This is a genomic window from Kitasatospora sp. NBC_00039, assembly GCF_045160625.1.
Lineage (GTDB): Bacteria > Actinomycetota > Actinomycetes > Streptomycetales > Streptomycetaceae > Kitasatospora.
In genome coordinates, this window is sequence record NZ_CP108289.1 from 2,666,241 (window position 1) to 2,681,027 (window position 14,787).

The 14,787-nt window shown below is 71.5% G+C and carries 11 protein-coding genes; 5 read left to right on the plus strand and 6 right to left on the minus strand.

Annotation, left to right across the window (positions count from 1 at the left end; genetic code table 11):
• Positions 1 to 468: 468 nt before the first annotated feature.
• Complete coding sequence (locus OG286_RS11905) at positions 469 to 2,766, minus strand: beta strand repeat-containing protein (protein WP_405365191.1); 2,298 nt, start codon at positions 2,764 to 2,766, stop codon at positions 469 to 471.
• 1,231 nt (positions 2,767 to 3,997) lie between these two features.
• Between OG286_RS11905 and OG286_RS11910 the strand changes: the two genes are divergently transcribed.
• The 3 genes from OG286_RS11910 to OG286_RS11920 all read left to right on the plus strand — a co-directional run bounded on the left by OG286_RS11910 (position 3,998) and on the right by OG286_RS11920 (position 6,009).
• Complete coding sequence (locus OG286_RS11910; RefSeq protein ID WP_396324185.1) at positions 3,998 to 4,741, plus strand: IPT/TIG domain-containing protein; 744 nt, start codon at positions 3,998 to 4,000, stop codon at positions 4,739 to 4,741.
• A 224-nt stretch (positions 4,742 to 4,965) separates the two neighbouring features.
• Positions 4,966 to 5,100 carry a hypothetical protein gene (locus tag OG286_RS11915; protein ID WP_396324186.1) on the plus strand — a complete coding sequence of 45 codons (135 nt, stop codon included), beginning with the start codon at positions 4,966 to 4,968 and terminating at the stop codon, positions 5,098 to 5,100.
• A gap of 726 nt (positions 5,101 to 5,826) precedes the next feature.
• Positions 5,827 to 6,009 carry a hypothetical protein gene (locus OG286_RS11920; protein ID WP_396324187.1) on the plus strand — a complete coding sequence of 61 codons (183 nt, stop codon included), beginning with the start codon at positions 5,827 to 5,829 and terminating at the stop codon, positions 6,007 to 6,009.
• An 86-nt stretch (positions 6,010 to 6,095) separates the two neighbouring features.
• Here the strand turns inward: OG286_RS11920 and OG286_RS11925 are convergent, their stop codons facing one another.
• On the minus strand, positions 6,096 to 7,031 hold the full coding sequence (locus OG286_RS11925) for a virginiamycin B lyase (protein ID WP_405361702.1): 936 nt from the start codon (positions 7,029 to 7,031) through the stop codon (positions 6,096 to 6,098).
• 722 nt (positions 7,032 to 7,753) lie between these two features.
• On the opposite strand from OG286_RS11925, the gene OG286_RS11930 reads away from it, so the two are divergent.
• Entirely contained in the window at positions 7,754 to 8,176 is a 423-nt protein-coding gene (locus OG286_RS11930; protein ID WP_396324189.1) for a hypothetical protein, read from the plus strand.
• A 31-nt stretch (positions 8,177 to 8,207) separates the two neighbouring features.
• The gene (locus OG286_RS11935; protein ID WP_396324190.1) at positions 8,208 to 9,275 is read left to right on the plus strand and encodes a peptidase; all 1,068 of its coding nucleotides are present in this window, start codon (positions 8,208 to 8,210) and stop codon (positions 9,273 to 9,275) included.
• A 36-nt stretch (positions 9,276 to 9,311) separates the two neighbouring features.
• On the opposite strand, the gene OG286_RS11940 is transcribed toward OG286_RS11935, so the two are convergent.
• From OG286_RS11940 to OG286_RS11955, 4 genes are all read right to left on the minus strand, one after another.
• Complete coding sequence (locus OG286_RS11940) at positions 9,312 to 10,616, minus strand: hypothetical protein (RefSeq protein WP_405361700.1); 1,305 nt, start codon at positions 10,614 to 10,616, stop codon at positions 9,312 to 9,314.
• Between the two features lie 603 nt (positions 10,617 to 11,219).
• A complete protein-coding gene (locus OG286_RS11945; RefSeq protein WP_405361698.1) occupies positions 11,220 to 12,521 on the minus strand; it encodes a hypothetical protein in 1,302 nt (433 codons plus the stop codon).
• Positions 12,522 to 12,751: 230 nt separating this feature from the next.
• Positions 12,752 to 13,735, minus strand: a complete 984-nt coding sequence (locus tag OG286_RS11950; RefSeq protein ID WP_396324193.1) for an ABC transporter permease — start codon at positions 13,733 to 13,735, stop codon at positions 12,752 to 12,754.
• The gene (locus OG286_RS11955) at positions 13,732 to 14,739 is read right to left on the minus strand and encodes an ABC transporter ATP-binding protein (RefSeq protein WP_396324194.1); all 1,008 of its coding nucleotides are present in this window, start codon (positions 14,737 to 14,739) and stop codon (positions 13,732 to 13,734) included. Before OG286_RS11955 ends, OG286_RS11950 begins: the two co-directional genes overlap by 4 nt.
• Between the last annotated feature and the right edge of the window lie 48 nt (positions 14,740 to 14,787).

Sequence of the window (14,787 nt, forward strand, 5' to 3'; positions counted from 1 at the left end):
GTGAGCTCCAGGCCGGCCACGACCTCACGACCCAGAACGCCTGCTTCACCCGCAACTCAACCGCCGTCCTCGTCGCACAGGTCAAGGGGTGGGGCGCCGCCTCAGAAGGCGCCCGCCCCCGACCAGTGCCTCGACCAGGCCAGCCGCCAGGCCCTGGGCGACTCCGTGACGCTCAGGGCCTGGTCCACGTCGGCTCCGCCTACTGCCTGGTCACACAAGCAGCCTCCCTCGCCTGGTTCGAGTCGCCGCGAAACCCGGCATCGACCACCAGGGGCCCACCGTCGCCGCAACCCTGTGGACCCAAAACGGCCGCTGACCCCCTCACCCGCACCGTGCGACGCTCGTCGATGGCCAACGTCCGGCTACACCGAGCGTGTCTCGCCGACTGCGCCCACCGCGAGGTGATCGCGGTGGGCGGCGCAAACAGTCGACGAACGCCCACGCAAGTCGCGCACCGTCGGTCGGACGTCAGATGCTCGGCGGCTCGACCCGGGTGTAGGTGAGGCTGTTGCTGGTACCGCCGGCGGTGGTCACCGTGACGGACACCGGACCCGCGCTTCCCGGCGGGGCGCCGGCGGTGACCTGGGTGGAGGAGACGACGGTGAAGGCGACCGGTGTGGTGCCGAAGACGACGCCGGTCGTGCTGGTGAGGTTGGTGCCGGTGAGGGTCACGGTGGTGCCGCCCGAAACCGGCCCCTGGCTCGGCACCAGACCGGTCAGCGTCGGGGCGGCCACGTAACCGTAGGGCAGCGCGTTGCTGGTCCCGCCGGCGGTGGTCGCCGTCACCTGCGCCGTACCGGTGCCGGCCGGAGCGGTCGCGGTGATCTGGGTCGCCGACACCACCGTGAACGACGTGGCCGGCGTGCCGCCGAACGACACGGCACTCGCGCCGAGGAGGTTCGCACCGGTCAGGGTCACCGTGGTGCCGCCGGAGACCGGCCCCTGGTCCGGGCTGAGCGAGGTCAGGACCGGCGCGCTCAGGTAGAAGTAGGGCACGCTGTTGCTCGTCCCGCCCGGCGTGGTGACCGTGACGAGAACGGGGCCGGCACTGCCGGGCGGCGCGGTGGCGGTGATCTGGGAGGCGGACACCACCGTGAACGACGTGGCCGCCGTGCCGCCGAACTTCACCGATGTCGCACCACTCAGGTTGGCACCCGCGAGGGTGACGGTCGTGCCGCCCGCCGACGGACCCTGGCCCGGCGTCACCGACGTCAGCGTCGGTACCGCCACATAGGTGTAGGGCAGGCCGTTACTCGTCCCGCCGGCGGTGGTCACCGTCACCTGCACCGTACCGGTGCCCGCCGGAGCGGTCACGGCGATCTGGGTCGCCGACACCACCGTGAAGGCTGCAGAGGTGGTGCCGAAGACGACGCCGGTCGTGCTGGTGAGGTTGGTGCCGGTGAGGGTCACGGTGGTGCCGCCCGAAACCGGCCCCTGGCTCGGCACCAGACCGGTCAGCGTCGGGGCGGCCACGTAACCGTAGGGCAGCGCGTTGCCGGTCCCGCCGGCGGTGGTCGCCGTCACCTGCGCCGTACCGGTGCCGGCCGGAGCGGTCGCGGTGATCTGGGTCGCCGACACCACCGTGAACGACGTGGCCGGCGTGCCGCCGAACGACACGGCACTCGCGCCGAGGAGGTTCGCACCGGTCAGGGTCACCGTGGTGCCGCCGGAGACCGGCCCCTGGTCCGGGCTGAGCGAGGTCAGGACCGGCGCGCTCAGGTAGAAGTAGGGCACGCTGTTGCTCGTCCCGCCCGGCGTGGTGACCGTGACGAGAACGGGGCCGGCACTGCCGGGCGGCGCGGTGGCGGTGATCTGGGAGGCGGACACCACCGTGAACGACGTGGCCGCCGTGCCGCCGAACTTCACCGATGTCGCACCACTCAGGTTGGCACCCGCGAGGGTGACGGTGGTGCCCCCCGCCGACGGACCCTGGCCCGGCGTCACCGACGTCAGCGTCGGTACCGCCACATAGGTGTAGGGCAGGCCGTTGCTCGTCCCGCCGGCGGTGGTCACGGTCACCTGCACCGTACCGGTGCCCGCCGGGGACACGGCGCTGATCACCGTGTCCGACAGGACGGAGTACGAAGCCGCGTTCGCGGTGCCGAACTTCACGGCCGTCGCACCCGTGAGGGCGCCGCCGCTGATCGTGACCGTCGTGCCACCGCTGCCGGAACCCTGGTTGGGGGTGAGCGAAACCAACGACGGTGCCGGTAGCGCCGCGTAGGTGTAGGGCAGGCCGTTGCTCGTCCCGCCGGCGGTGGTCACCGTCACCTGCACCGTACCGGTGCCCGCCGGGGACACGGCGCTGATCACCGTGCTCGACAGGACGGAGTACGAAGCCGCGTTCGCGGTGCCGAACTTCACGGCCGTCGCACCCGTGAGGGCGCCGCCGCTGATCGTGACCGTCGTGCCACCGCTGCCGGAACCCTGGTTGGGGGTGAGCGAAACCAACGACGGTGCCGGTAGCGCCGCGTAGGTGTAGGGCAGGCCGTTGCTCGTCCCGCCGGCGGTGGTCACCGTCACCTGCACCGTACCGGTGCCCGCCGGGGACACGGCGCTGATCACCGTGTCCGACAGGACGGAGTACGAAGCCGCATTCGCGGTGCCGAACTTCACGGCCGTCGCACCCGTGAGGGCGCCGCCGCTGATCGTGACCGTCGTGCCACCGCTGCCGGAACCCTGGTTGGGGGTGAGCGAAACCAACGACGGCACGGACAGGGCCGCCGTCGGTGCGGCGACAGGATGTGGACTCTGGGACTTCGTCATGCGGGGTCCTTATTGGTGGAGGTGGTGTGCACGGCCCCGGGACGAGGGGGTGGACGCCGGGTCGATCCCCCGGGCGGGATGGCCGGGGGGCGACGTGGTGTCGTTGACCAGGGAGAACAGCGCGATCACGCTGCCGAGAGCCGCCGTCTGCAGTGGGCTTGCGGGGGCCGGCATTGCCGGAGATCTCCGGCCCGGGCCGATCGGACGGTGGTGGAGAAGGGACGGAGTGTGAGTTCGCCGGACCGGTTGGCAGGTCCGGCCCTCCACGGGGTGCCCATGGGGCGCCATTCACCCCGACCCCGCCCTTTCGGGCCGACGATGAGCCGACTACCGCTCCCCCGAAGGAGGGAGGGCGCACACCGGTTTGGATGCGTACAGTAATCCATTTGCCTGACGACGACCGCAATAGCCCCGACGGTGCATCACCCGAATGGCAGAGCGTGCCGCATCGGCAGTCACTCCCCCTGCCCGCTGCCGTGCGTCGCGCGGCAGGGGAACCGATCGCCGCCCGGCGCGCGGGCGGGGAATCGACGCTCGGCCAAGAATCGACCGCGGGCCGCCAATCGCTGACTGCCGCGGGTACAACCGGGCCGAGATGCGCAGGTCACAGCGCGCCTCGCCGGCAGGTTACCGCCGGGGGGCGTTTTCGCGACTACGGACGCTCGGCCATTCGGGTGATGCCCCGTCAGGACTATTGCGGCCGCTGTCCGGCAAATGGATTACTGTACGCATCCAAACCGGTTGGCGCCCATCCCTCTCCGGGGGAGCGGCAGTCGGCCCACCGTCAGCCCACCAGGGCTGCCGCCGCGATGGGCACCCCCGCAGAGGGCTGGGTTCACCAGTCGGTGCGGCGAATCACATGTGATCAGGGCCCAGGTCCTCACCCGGCCCGCCTTCTCCGGACTGCCAGCGGGCGGGCCGGTTCTCGGTCCGGCGTGCACCTCACCCGGACACCTTCACCACCGTCAGATCGGTCTGAGCCGAGCCATCGGCAGCCGCGACGGCCCTGGTTCCCACGGGCGCCGTCCGGGCTCCGGAGTTCGATGTGGCCACATCGACTGTTCGGCCGTCCCGTGTGACCACCGAGCCGGAGACCGGTCTCGTCGATGAACCCCCAAGACAAGCAAGCCAGTTGACCTCCCGTCGCTCAGCTTGTCGGTGCCATGGGCCGTCGCAGTGCCGAGGACGGTTCCACTCCCACTCGTTCCAGCCATCGTCCAGGAGGAACACCATGCCTATCAGCCCGAACCAGGGATCCACCGCCGGCGGAACCACGGTCACCATCACCGGCACCGGCCTGTCCGGCGCCACCGCCGTGCACTTCGGCAGCAAGCTGGCCACCATCACCGCCAACACGCCCACCTCGGTCACCTGCATCTCGCCCTCGGGGGCCGGCACGGTCGGCGTCACCGTGACCACCGGCGGCGGGACCAGCAACCCGCTGTCGTTCTACTACATCGGCGCGCCGTTCAAGGCCTCGCTGACCGAGACGTCCGGGGCCACCGCCGGCGGTGACACCGTCACCATCACCGGCACCGGCCTGTCCACCGCGACCGCCGTGAACTTCGGCGCCAACGCCGCCAGTCCCACCGTGGTCTCCGACGGCAAGATCACCGCCGTCGTGCCGGCCGGGGCGGCGGCCGGATCGGTCTCGGTGAGCGTCACCACCGCGGGCGGCACCAACAACGGGCTGTCCTACACCTACGTGGACCCGCCCACGATCACCACTCTGACGCCGACCTCCGGCCCCACCTCCGGTGGCACCGCGGTCACCGTCACCGGAACCAACCTGACCACCACCGGGTCGGTCACCGTCGACGGCACCCTGGCACCGTTCGCGGTGATCAGCGCCACCGAGCTGACCATCGTCACTCCGCCCGGCACCGCCGGCGCGGCCGACGTCGTGGTCACCACCACCGGCGGTTCCGTCACCGACGTCGGCGCCTTCACCTACGTGGCCGGCCCCGGTATCTAACGGCCACTCCGCTCGGCGGACGCGCCGTGCAGGCCTTCAGCCGCCCGGGTGGAGAGTGTCTCCGCCCGGGCTCGCACATGGTCGCGAGCGACCGGTGGAGGCCGGGAGGGCAGCCGGAAGCACGATGTCCGCCTTCCCGCCCCGGCACCGATGCGGGGGATGTCGCAGAGTGGGTGCCATGACGCTGCACGCCGACACCACCGAGGCCGACCTCGTCGGCATCGGTGGTGTCGGCGTTGCGGCCCGAGGCCTGCCTGGTCCGCCCGGTCGGCGGCCGCCAGGTGTGGGAGCCCGCCTCCCCCGTCGAGGTCACCGACCGATGGCTGGACGCCGCCGAGGCCGAGGGGGCATCCTCCTGACCGTCGTACCGCCCGGCACCTGGCCCGAGGGTCTCCTGGAGCTGACGCCCAAGGCCCGAAACGACGCCATCACGGCCGCCCTCGAAGACGCCCACGAGGCCGGGCTGGTCCTGCACGCAACGGTCCAGCTCATCGAGGAGCATCCGGACCCGGCGGACCGGGATAGATGGTGAGGACCGTGTCGGGCTGGGAGCCGCCCGGACCAGCGGCACGCCGCGGGCGCGGGCGGCGAGGAGCAGGGTGTTCAAGCCGCTGGAGGTCGACAGCCGGACGCCGGAGGCGGGTGGACGGCGGTCACGGCCGGTCCCCGGCCGGGGGCCTCTCGAGGGCACGTCGCACGTGGTACCCGCTGTCCAGGTGCAGGTCCCCGGTGAACGCGCACACGATGCTGTCGCCCACCCCAGCGGCGGTGATCCGCAGGTCCGGCACCAGCACAACGGGACGCGGGTGCTCGTCGGGCGCCATGATGCGCGCTCGGCCCACCGAAAGCACCCGAGTGGGCGCCGGCCGCCCTGCCCACGGCCGGAAGCTCGACACGCTCGGCCCGCAGCAGCTGAACCCCACATCGTTCACGGTGGCCGGCTACGGCACCCAGGAGGCCCAGCGCGGCCCCGGTGGGCCGCCCCCCTGGCGGCGGCGTCCGGCTGAAGGCCCGGTGACCTTCGACGCGTTCAACACTCCGTGGATGCGCCTGGCGATGACCGCGCCGCAGGGCAACGGCGGCGCGTGCCGCGGGGACTCCGGCGGGCCGAACTTCGCCAGATCGAGGGGAGGCGCCTGCCGGTCGCCACCATCACCGGGGACGGCCCGTGCTACGCGACCAACGTCTCCTACCGGCTCGACACCCCGGTCGCCCGGACGTTCCTCACCCCCTTTCGTCGCCTTGCCCTGACCTCGTCACGGGGCTGATCCACGCGGACAGACGCCGGTCCCCGCTCCGCCGGGGTCTGGCGGAGCGGGGACCGGCCGGGTGACTGTTCACCCCGCCGACGCTGTCAGGGGGTTACCGTTCCGATCTGGCTCACGGTGTTCTCGGTGAACCAGAGGTTGTCGTCGGAGCCGGTGGCGATCTCCAACGGGCTCGCGCCGGAGGTCGGGATCGACACCTCGGAGATCGTCCCCGTCGTCGTGATCCGCCCGATGTCGTTGCCGACGTTCTCGGTGAACCACAGGGCGCCGTCCGGCCCGGTGGTGATGCCCCACGGGAACGGGAAGAGGACGTCCGTGAGGTCATAGCCGGTGAACACGCCCGCGGTGGTGACCTTGCCGATCTGCGCTGCTCCGGCGTCGGTGAACCACAGGGCGTCGTCCGGCCCTGAGGTGATGCCGATGGGCAGTGAGTCCAGTGCGGGAACCGTGTACTCGGTGATCGAACCGCCAGTGGTGATCCGTCCGATGCCCCCGGTCAGCACCTCGGTGAACCACAGGGCGCCGTCCGACCCGGCCGTGATGCTCAGCGGGTAGGCGCCCGAGGTCGGGAGCGCGTACTCGGTCACCGAACCGCCGGTGGTGATCCGGCCGATGTTGTTGGCGCCCGGCTCCGCGAACCACAGGGCGCCGTCCGGCCCGACGGTGATGCCCCACGGGTAGGCACCCGAGGTCGGGAGCGCGTACTCGGTGAAGGTACCGCCGGTGGTGATCCGGCCGATGTTATCGGCGTTCGACTCGGTGAACCACAGGGCTCCGTCCGGCCCGGTGACGATCTCGGCCGGCCCCGCGTTGGAGGTGGGCACCGAGTACTCGGTGAACGAGCCGGTCGTGGTGACGCGCCCCACCTTGTTCGCGGCATTCTCGGTGAACCACAGGGCGTCGTCCGGCCCCGGAGTGATGCCGACCGGGGCCGAATCGGAGGTGGGTGTCGCCAGTTCGTCGATGGTGGCGGTCAGGCGGGGCTTTGACGGCCCCCGGTTGTGCTTCGCGAGGCAGCTCACGAGCCCTCCCGGCCCCCCGTGCCGGAGGCAGGACTTCACCCACGGGCGCACGGGTCTGGGATGCTGCGGGGAGTCACCGAAGGCGACGCTGCCGGGCGCGCCGACGGCGGCCGTCAAGGCCAGGACGGCGAGCGCACGATAGAGCCGCCTGAGGCGGCCGGGGCGGTGGGACATGGGACACCTTTCCGAAGGACACCGCAGGAGCCGGAGCGCCGGCATGACACGCATCACCGGCGTCGGGCTTGTAAGGGGAGAGGCGGCGCAGCCGCCCGATACCGCAACACGCGGCTCGGGCCGATATCGCTTTCGCGGCCGCGCTGCACACGTACAATCCCCACTGAGTCCATGTCAAAAACAGTGATTGGAGTGAATTCTCCTTCGGACTCCGGTAGGGCACCTCTCATGTGACTGTATTTCGCAAGTCCTTCTGGCGGTCGATGATGCGTTCGCTTCCCGGTCCGATCCGAGCGAAATCCTCTCGTGGTCGCGTTCGACCGAACGAGGGAACGATGTTTGGCCGCTGTGCGTGTGCGGATAATCATATGAGTCGCTACTGGGGCGGCACTCGTATCGCTGCCGTTCCGGGCTTGGACGACGAAGGAGAGCCCATGCGTATCCGATATTCCGTGGCCGCCGGAGCCGCGATAGTTGTCGCCGTCGCCGGAGTGGCCAGCGCCGCGCCGGGAGACACGACGGTCACGTTCTCTGTCTCAGGTGGTTCCTTGGCGATCTCCGTCCCGGGCTCGGCGGGCTTGGGGAGCGGGCTGCCCGGAAGCTCCGTCAGCGGACAACTGGGCAATGTCACAGCCACCGACACCCGAGCCCTGCTCACGGCCTCCTGGACCGCGTCCGTGATCTCCAGCAGCTTCACGACCGGCGGGGCCACAACCGCGGAGACGGTCCCGGCCAGTGCGGTCTCCTACTGGTCGGGAACCGCGAGCGCCACCTCCGGCCTGGGCATCTTCACGCCCGGTCAGGCCACAGCGGGCCAGGCCCAGACCCTCGACAGCAGCCGCACCGCCTACGGCCTCGCCGGGGGCACCGGCAACAACTCCGCGACCTGGAACCCCACCCTCGTCGTCGCGATCCCTGCCGGCGCGGTGAACGGCACCTACACCGGAACGGTGACACATTCGATCCTCTAGCCCGGCCCGCCTGCTGTGCACGGCCGCAGCGGTGCTCGCATTGGCCTACGGCCCGAGCACCGATGCGGCCGGCGCCCGGGGCGATACGCCGCCTTCCACCGCCGAGGACAGCATCGGCCTCAAGCTGCTCGACGCGCCCCGGGACCGTGAACCCGACCCGCGCGCACACTTGTACATCGTGGACCACCTCGCGCCCGGCAGCGTCATCCACCGCCGGGTGCAGGTGACGAACACCTCCGATGTCGACCAGCACGTCGACCTCTACGCGGGCGCCGCCGCGATCAACGACGGCACCTTCGCCGCCGAGGCCGACCGCACTCCGAACGAGCTCACGACCTGGGTCTCGGTGGACGACTGCACCTCGGAGTCGGACGTGTCCGCCGGGGCGACGGACTGCGGCACACCGGAGACGGCAGGGGCCGCCCGGCCTTCCGCGCCGCCGTCCGCCGTGCGCGACGTCCCGGCGCACAGCACGGTCGTGGTCCGGGTCAACGTCCGGGTGCCGCCGAAGGCGTCCGCCGGCGAGCGGTACGCGGTTCTCTGGGCGCAGGTCGCGGGCCGTGCCGGCCCCGCTGCGAACGTCCGCCTGGTCAACCGCGTGGGAGTCCGGATCTACCTCGATGTCGGTCCCGGAGGCGAGCCGCCGTCCGACTTCCAGATCGAGGGGCTGACTCCCGCGCGCGCGCCCGACGGCGTCCCGAAGGTGGTGGCCAAGGTCCACAACACCGGCAAGCGCGCCCTCGACCTGACCGGATCCATGTCGATGACCGACGGGCCGGGATCGCTCAGCGCCGGTCCCTTCACGGCGAACCTCGGCACCACACTGGGCGTCGGCGACACCGAGCCTGTCACCGTCCTCCTGGACAGGCAGCTTCCCGACGGCCCCTGGAAGGTCCGCCTCACACTGGCCAGCGGTCTGATCCAACGCACCGTCACGGCCACCGTGACCTTCCCCAGCGGCTCCCAGGCCGGAGCGTCGGTCACTCCCGACGCGGTGGACTCCGCTTCGATGATGCCGGGCATCACCGCGGGTGTGTCAGCCGTCGTCCTGCTGGCCGTCTGCGGCTACGGGGTGGCGCGCCGCAGACGGGTGAGCTGAACCCGGTCCGCGCCGGTATGCGCGGTCGGGGGGACATCAGGCGACGGAGTGGGTCACGGTGCCCGTGTAGGTGCCGGCCACCGCGGCGGCGGGGATCGTGATCACTGCCGTGGGGCTCCAGCTCGTGGAGTTGTTCCCGTTGCCGGTGCAGCCGAAGGCGGTTCTCGAACTGCCGAGGGCCTGTTTGGCCGAGGCGTCGGCCTGGCCCGGCGTGGCCGTCACGGTGCCGTTCGTGTTCGTCGCGGGCCCGGACCAGTAGGAGACGTTCGAGGTGGTGATCGTCTCGGCGGACGTGGCGCCACCGGTGTGGAAGTTCGTGGCGGACACCGTCGCCGTCCACGTGGTGGTGGCCAGTCCTCGCTGGTCCGAGACGGTCACCGAGCCGAGGGCCGCGCCGACGGTGCCACCGGGCGCCGCGCTGCCGAGGGACGCTGCGGACGGCACGCTGATCGACAACGTGCCCGTGGTCGGAATGACGGTGAGCTGGGAGCTGTTGCTGCCACTGGTCTCGACGGTGTCCACGACCGCGCGGGTGAAGCTGGCCTTGCCGCCGGATGCGGCCGCCAGCTTCCCCGCGGCGGTGTAGATCGCGCCGCCGCCGGTGATCCACGAGCCGTTTCCCGAGACCGTGACCGGCGCGGTGTTGTTGCGGTCGGCGATGATCGACAGACCGGCGAAGGCCCCCGTGGTCGGTGCGCTGAGGGTGGACTTGCCTCCGGTCTGGTCGGTGAAGGACGCCCCGCCGATGGGCGCCGCGCACGCCACCGGGTAGGTCAGGCAGGCGAGGTAGATCGTCACCCCGTTTCCGACCAGCTTCCCGCCGGAGATCGTCAGGGCGGTGGTGACGACATACGTGCCGGGATTGAGCGTGAGCGTGCCGGCCAGGCTCGAGATGCTGGTGTACACCCCGGGGCTGATCGTCTGGTTCCCGGTGACATGGTTGACGACGGGATACGGCAGGCTCGGTGTCGTGGGACAGGCCGCCGCGGCCGGGCACTGGGCCAGGGCGGCGTACGGGTCGGTGACGGCGGGCTGGTTGGTCGGGGCCGGGCTGTACGAGCCGCCGGCCGACGTGGCGAAGCCGGCCGGTGCCGCCGGGCCGCCGATGGTGCCCCCGGTCGCGGTGACCGAGGTGGCGCCGCTGACGAGCGCGGCCTGACTGTTCGTCGAGTTGACCAGAATGCTGCCGGTGACCTGCACGCTACCGGGGTGGACGTACAGGGCGTTCTCGGCGCTCGGGTTGAGGACGCACAGACTCGCCGTACACGCGGTCGCGGCCCGGGCGGTGTCGGACGGACCGATGACGACCCAGGTCAGCGCGGATGTGAGGGCAAGGACCATGGCACAGACCGCGTGTGGCAGGCGGCACCGCCTGCGGGTGCGGATGTGTCCGCTCGCGACCGGACGGCCGGCACCCGGGGCCCGGAGCGCGCCAGGACGGCATGCCGGCGCACCGGCCGGCCCCTGACTGCTGCCCACACGACGGTCAGCGCCCACCCGGGCGATGCCTGAGCTTTCAGCGGCGAGTCTCGCCGTCACGTCCACCATTCTCAACATGACTCGAAACGTATCAAATGCGCCATATTGGACGCAGATTTCTGTACGAAGTGATGCCAGTTCAGCGTGTCGGGCTCCTGGCCGGATTGACCCGCCCAAACGTCGCCGACCTCATGCGCTCGACAGGCCCTTCAGGCACAGGTCGACGGAGCCGTCCGCACGTCGATCCGGACCGGCTCCGCCGTGGCGCAGAGCGCCGTTCACCGGCCGTCCCACGCGAAGGGGCTCGGGCGGGTCGGCCGGTGAAGGCGGTCTGCCGCCGGAAGATCACCCGGCCGAGCCGACCCGCTCGAACCGGTGCTCACCGTGATCGATGGAACAACGGAGGGCAGCCCACCGGCGAGTCGGCCCTTCGGGCCCAGCGCCAGGACGGCAGCGCCGGTGTTCTCACTGAGGCCTGCCGACCTTCAGGTCGCCGATCACGCCGATCCGGATGCCCAGCCACGGGTAGGTGTGGTTGTAGAACACGTTGTCCTGCGGTTGCAGTCCGACCGCCGAGGGCCACATCTGGTAGGCCGACGCGTTGGAGATGCCGCCGTGCAACCGCCGCCAGACCCGCGCGGAGTTCCGTCCGGACGGGGGCGCTGTGATCGTGTCGGTCCATTCGACCGCGTTGCCACCCTGGTCCAGAGTGCCCCACGGCGAGGTGCTCCTCGCCTGGCCGACCGTGCTGAGGCTGCCCTGGTAGAGGGCGGCGTAGGCCAGGGGGTCAAGCCCGATCGGGTTGACGGTGGAACATGTCTCGGACGGCACCTGGCCCGGGCACCAGTTCGGTGCAGGCCGGCCGGTGGCGTGGTACGAGGCCAGTGGTTGGTCCGTCGCGTTGGCGACGTCTCCGGTGGTGGGGTTGAGGACGGTGGGGTGAGGGGCGGTCGCGTCACCGTCGCCGAAGACTCCTGCGTTGGTCGGGTACTTCCAGTAGGAGTGGGTGCCGCCACCGCTCGGGTCGTAGTAGGCCGCCTTGATCCACTCGTCCTGGCTCGGTACGACGAAGCCGGAATCACGGGAGCGGGTCGCCTCCGGGCGAGAGAGGTCGTACATCCCGCTCTCGGTTCGCGCCGACAGTTCGACCTGGTAGCTGACGTAGCTGAAGCTGCCGTCGCTGCCGGCCTTCTTGGAGATCAGCCGACCGTTGTAGAGCGAGTTGGCGAAGCGCGCCGCCCTCAGGAAGTTCGCGAATCCGTACGGCTTGTCCGCCCATTCCGCATACGCCACCGAGTAGTGGCGGCCGCGGGGGGCAGTGGGAGAGAAGTTGATCTGGCCGTACTTCGGCCACGCCGACGAACTCTCGGTCTCGTCGTAGAGACCACGGGAATCGCGGCCTCTCGGATCGACCGTGTTCAGGAACGCCACCCACCGTTCGACGGTGACCTCCACCTGCCCGATCTCGTAGGGGTAGCCGACCCCGCCGACCATCAGGCAGTCGCCGGGGGTCTTGGGGGCGTCGGCGCACGACTGGTAGACGGCGTCCGTGAACGGGACGACACCCACCGCGGGATTCCCGGGCGCGCCGACCTTGGCGGTCGTCACGGTGATGACCTCGCCCCCGCCGGAGGGGCTGCTCCCGGGAGAGAGCGCCTCGGCGGCGGCACTGGAGCCGACCACGGCAGACGAGGCGAGCAGCGCGGACGTCCCGCACATCGCCACAAGGGCCCTGCTGAGGCGGGAACGACTGGAAGCGAACTGCATGGGCACACCCTTTTCGGCCGTGGTGGCCCGCCCCGAGACCGGGAGTGGCGCGGAGCGACCCGAGATCACACATGGTGACCCCACGGTAGTCCGGCCGCTACTTTCCGCAGTCGATGACTCGCGGAGACGAAGGAGGCGCGTCGAACACTCGACCTGCTCGACCGTCAGCGCATCAGCCACAGCCACGAGGCAGCGGGTCGTCGGTCGCGCCAGATGCGGTTGCAGTACAACTAGGCCAGCCGGAGGCCTCCGGTCCGCTGGGCCCGCGCCTCGCCGAGGCGCAGCGCCACGGCCGCGCCCGTCAGCAGCAGCGCGCAGAGCACCGCCAGCCAGGCCAGACCCGGCGCCAGCTCGCCGAGGCCCCGGCCCTCCAGGAGGGCGCCGCGGACCACGGCCAGGCTGCCGGTCAGGGGCAGCGCCGCACCGAGTACGCGCAGCACGCCGGGGAGGGCGAAGGCGGGCAGCCGGACGCCGGCGACGAACCACATCGGGTCGTCCAGCACGGTGTAGACGAAGGTGGAGTCCCGGGAGAACACCATCAGGCTGTTGAGCAGCGCGCCCCAGGCCACTGCGGGCAGCAGCAGGGCCAGCACCACCACCGGGTACATCCACGGCCCGGCGACGTCCAGGGCACCGAAGCCGAACGCGGCGGCGCCCAGGAAGCAGGTGAGCAGCCAGGCGTTCTGCAGCAGTGCACCGGCACCGTTGGCGAGCATCAGGACCAGCCGGTCGGCGGGCGAGAGGAAGAGCAGCTCCAGGGTGCCGGTGGTGCGCTCGAAGGCGAAGTTCCACGCGGACTGGACCAGCGAGAAGAAGAACGCCCAGGCCAGCGCCCCGGTGGCGAGGAAGCCGAGCAGCCGGGCCGGGTCGGAGGCGAGCGGCCAGCGGGCGGCGGCGGCCGAGCCGGCCGCGATCGGGTGCAAGGTGTAGTAGGTGGCGGCCAGTTGGAGCAGCGGCCAGACCAGCATCGAGGCGACCACCAGCGGCTGGCCGAACAGCGTGCGGTGCTGCTTCAGCGCCTCGGCGGCGAACACCTTGCCGGCGTGCCGCAGCGTGCGCCCCCGGCGCCGGTCCCGGCCGCCGGGCCGGGGCCGGGGGCGGCGGGTGGTGCCCGGGAGCGGCGGTGGAAGGGTGCGTCCCGCGAGGTGCGGCGACCGGACGCTCCGGTCGGCCAGGCCGAGCAGCAGGGCGTCGGTGGGCGGCAGGCCGGTCATGCGGCCACCGCCGACCGGGGCCGCGCGGGAGCCGGCGCGGAGTCGGTGAGGGCGAGGACGGCGTCCTCCAGGCTGGCCTCGGTGACCTCGAGGCCGCCGATCGACCCGCCGGCGGCGACGATCGCCCCGGCCAGCGGGCCGGCCACGTCCTCCGGGTGGCGGACGGTGACCAGCAGGGCGCCCTCCCCGGTGGCCTCCAGCTGCGCGGCGACGCCGAGGCGGCCCGCGAAGTCGGCGACGGCGGACTCCAGCCGGGGCGACGGATTGGTGACGGTGACCCGGACGCTGCGGTGGCTGCCGGTCGCCGCCTTGAGCTCCGCCGGGCTGCCGGCCGCGAGGTGGCGGCCGCCGGAGATCACGTAGACGTGCTCGCAGAGCTCCTCGACCTCGGTCAGGTAGTGCGAGGTGAGCAGCACGCCCCGGCCCTCGGCGGCGAGCGAGGCGACCACCCGGCGCAGGTCCCGGGCGATCGGCGCGTCCAGCCCGAGGGTGGGCTCGTCCAGCAGCAGGTACGCCGGGTCGTTGATGAGGCCGCGGGCGATCGAGAGCCGCTGCGTCATGCCGCGCGAGTACCGCTCCACCGGGGTGTCGGCGGCGTCGGTGAGGCCGACGAGCTCCAGCAGTTCGCCGATCCGGGGGCGCAGGACGGGGTTGGGGACGTCGTAGAGGTGGCCGAAGTAGCGGAGGTTCTCGGCGCCGGTGAGCTTGCCGTAGACCATCCGCTCGCCGCCGGCGATCAGGTTGATCCGGCGGCGGGCGTCGCGGGCGTGCTCGACCACGTCGAGGCCGTCCAGGGTGACGGTGCCGGAGGTGGGGTGGAGCAGGGTGGCGAGGATCTTGATGGTGGAGGTCTTGCCGGCGCCGTTGAGGCCGAGCAGGCCGGTGACCCGGCCTGGCGGGATCTCCAGGTCGAGGCCGTCCACGGCGGTCTTCACGGTGCGCGGGCCGAACAGGCCCTTGTCGCGGGTGCGGAAGGTCTTGCGCAGGGCGCGGGTGCGGATCATGCCAGCGGCTCCTCGGGTCGGCGGCGGGTACGGGTCGGCCGGTTCTCG

Excerpts from the sequence above, each read along its gene's own strand:
- OG286_RS11905 (WP_405365191.1), bottom strand. The coding sequence starts at position 2,766 with ATGACGAAGTCCCAGAGTCCACATCCTGTCGCCGCACCGACGGCGGCC.
- OG286_RS11910 (WP_396324185.1), top strand. The coding sequence starts at position 3,998 with ATGCCTATCAGCCCGAACCAGGGATCCACCGCCGGCGGAACCACGGTC.
- OG286_RS11955 (WP_396324194.1), bottom strand. The coding sequence starts at position 14,739 with ATGATCCGCACCCGCGCCCTGCGCAAGACCTTCCGCACCCGCGACAAG.
- OG286_RS11950 (WP_396324193.1), bottom strand. The coding sequence starts at position 13,735 with ATGACCGGCCTGCCGCCCACCGACGCCCTGCTGCTCGGCCTGGCCGAC.
- OG286_RS11945 (WP_405361698.1), bottom strand. The coding sequence starts at position 12,521 with ATGCAGTTCGCTTCCAGTCGTTCCCGCCTCAGCAGGGCCCTTGTGGCG.
- OG286_RS11940 (WP_405361700.1), bottom strand. The coding sequence starts at position 10,616 with ATGGTCCTTGCCCTCACATCCGCGCTGACCTGGGTCGTCATCGGTCCG.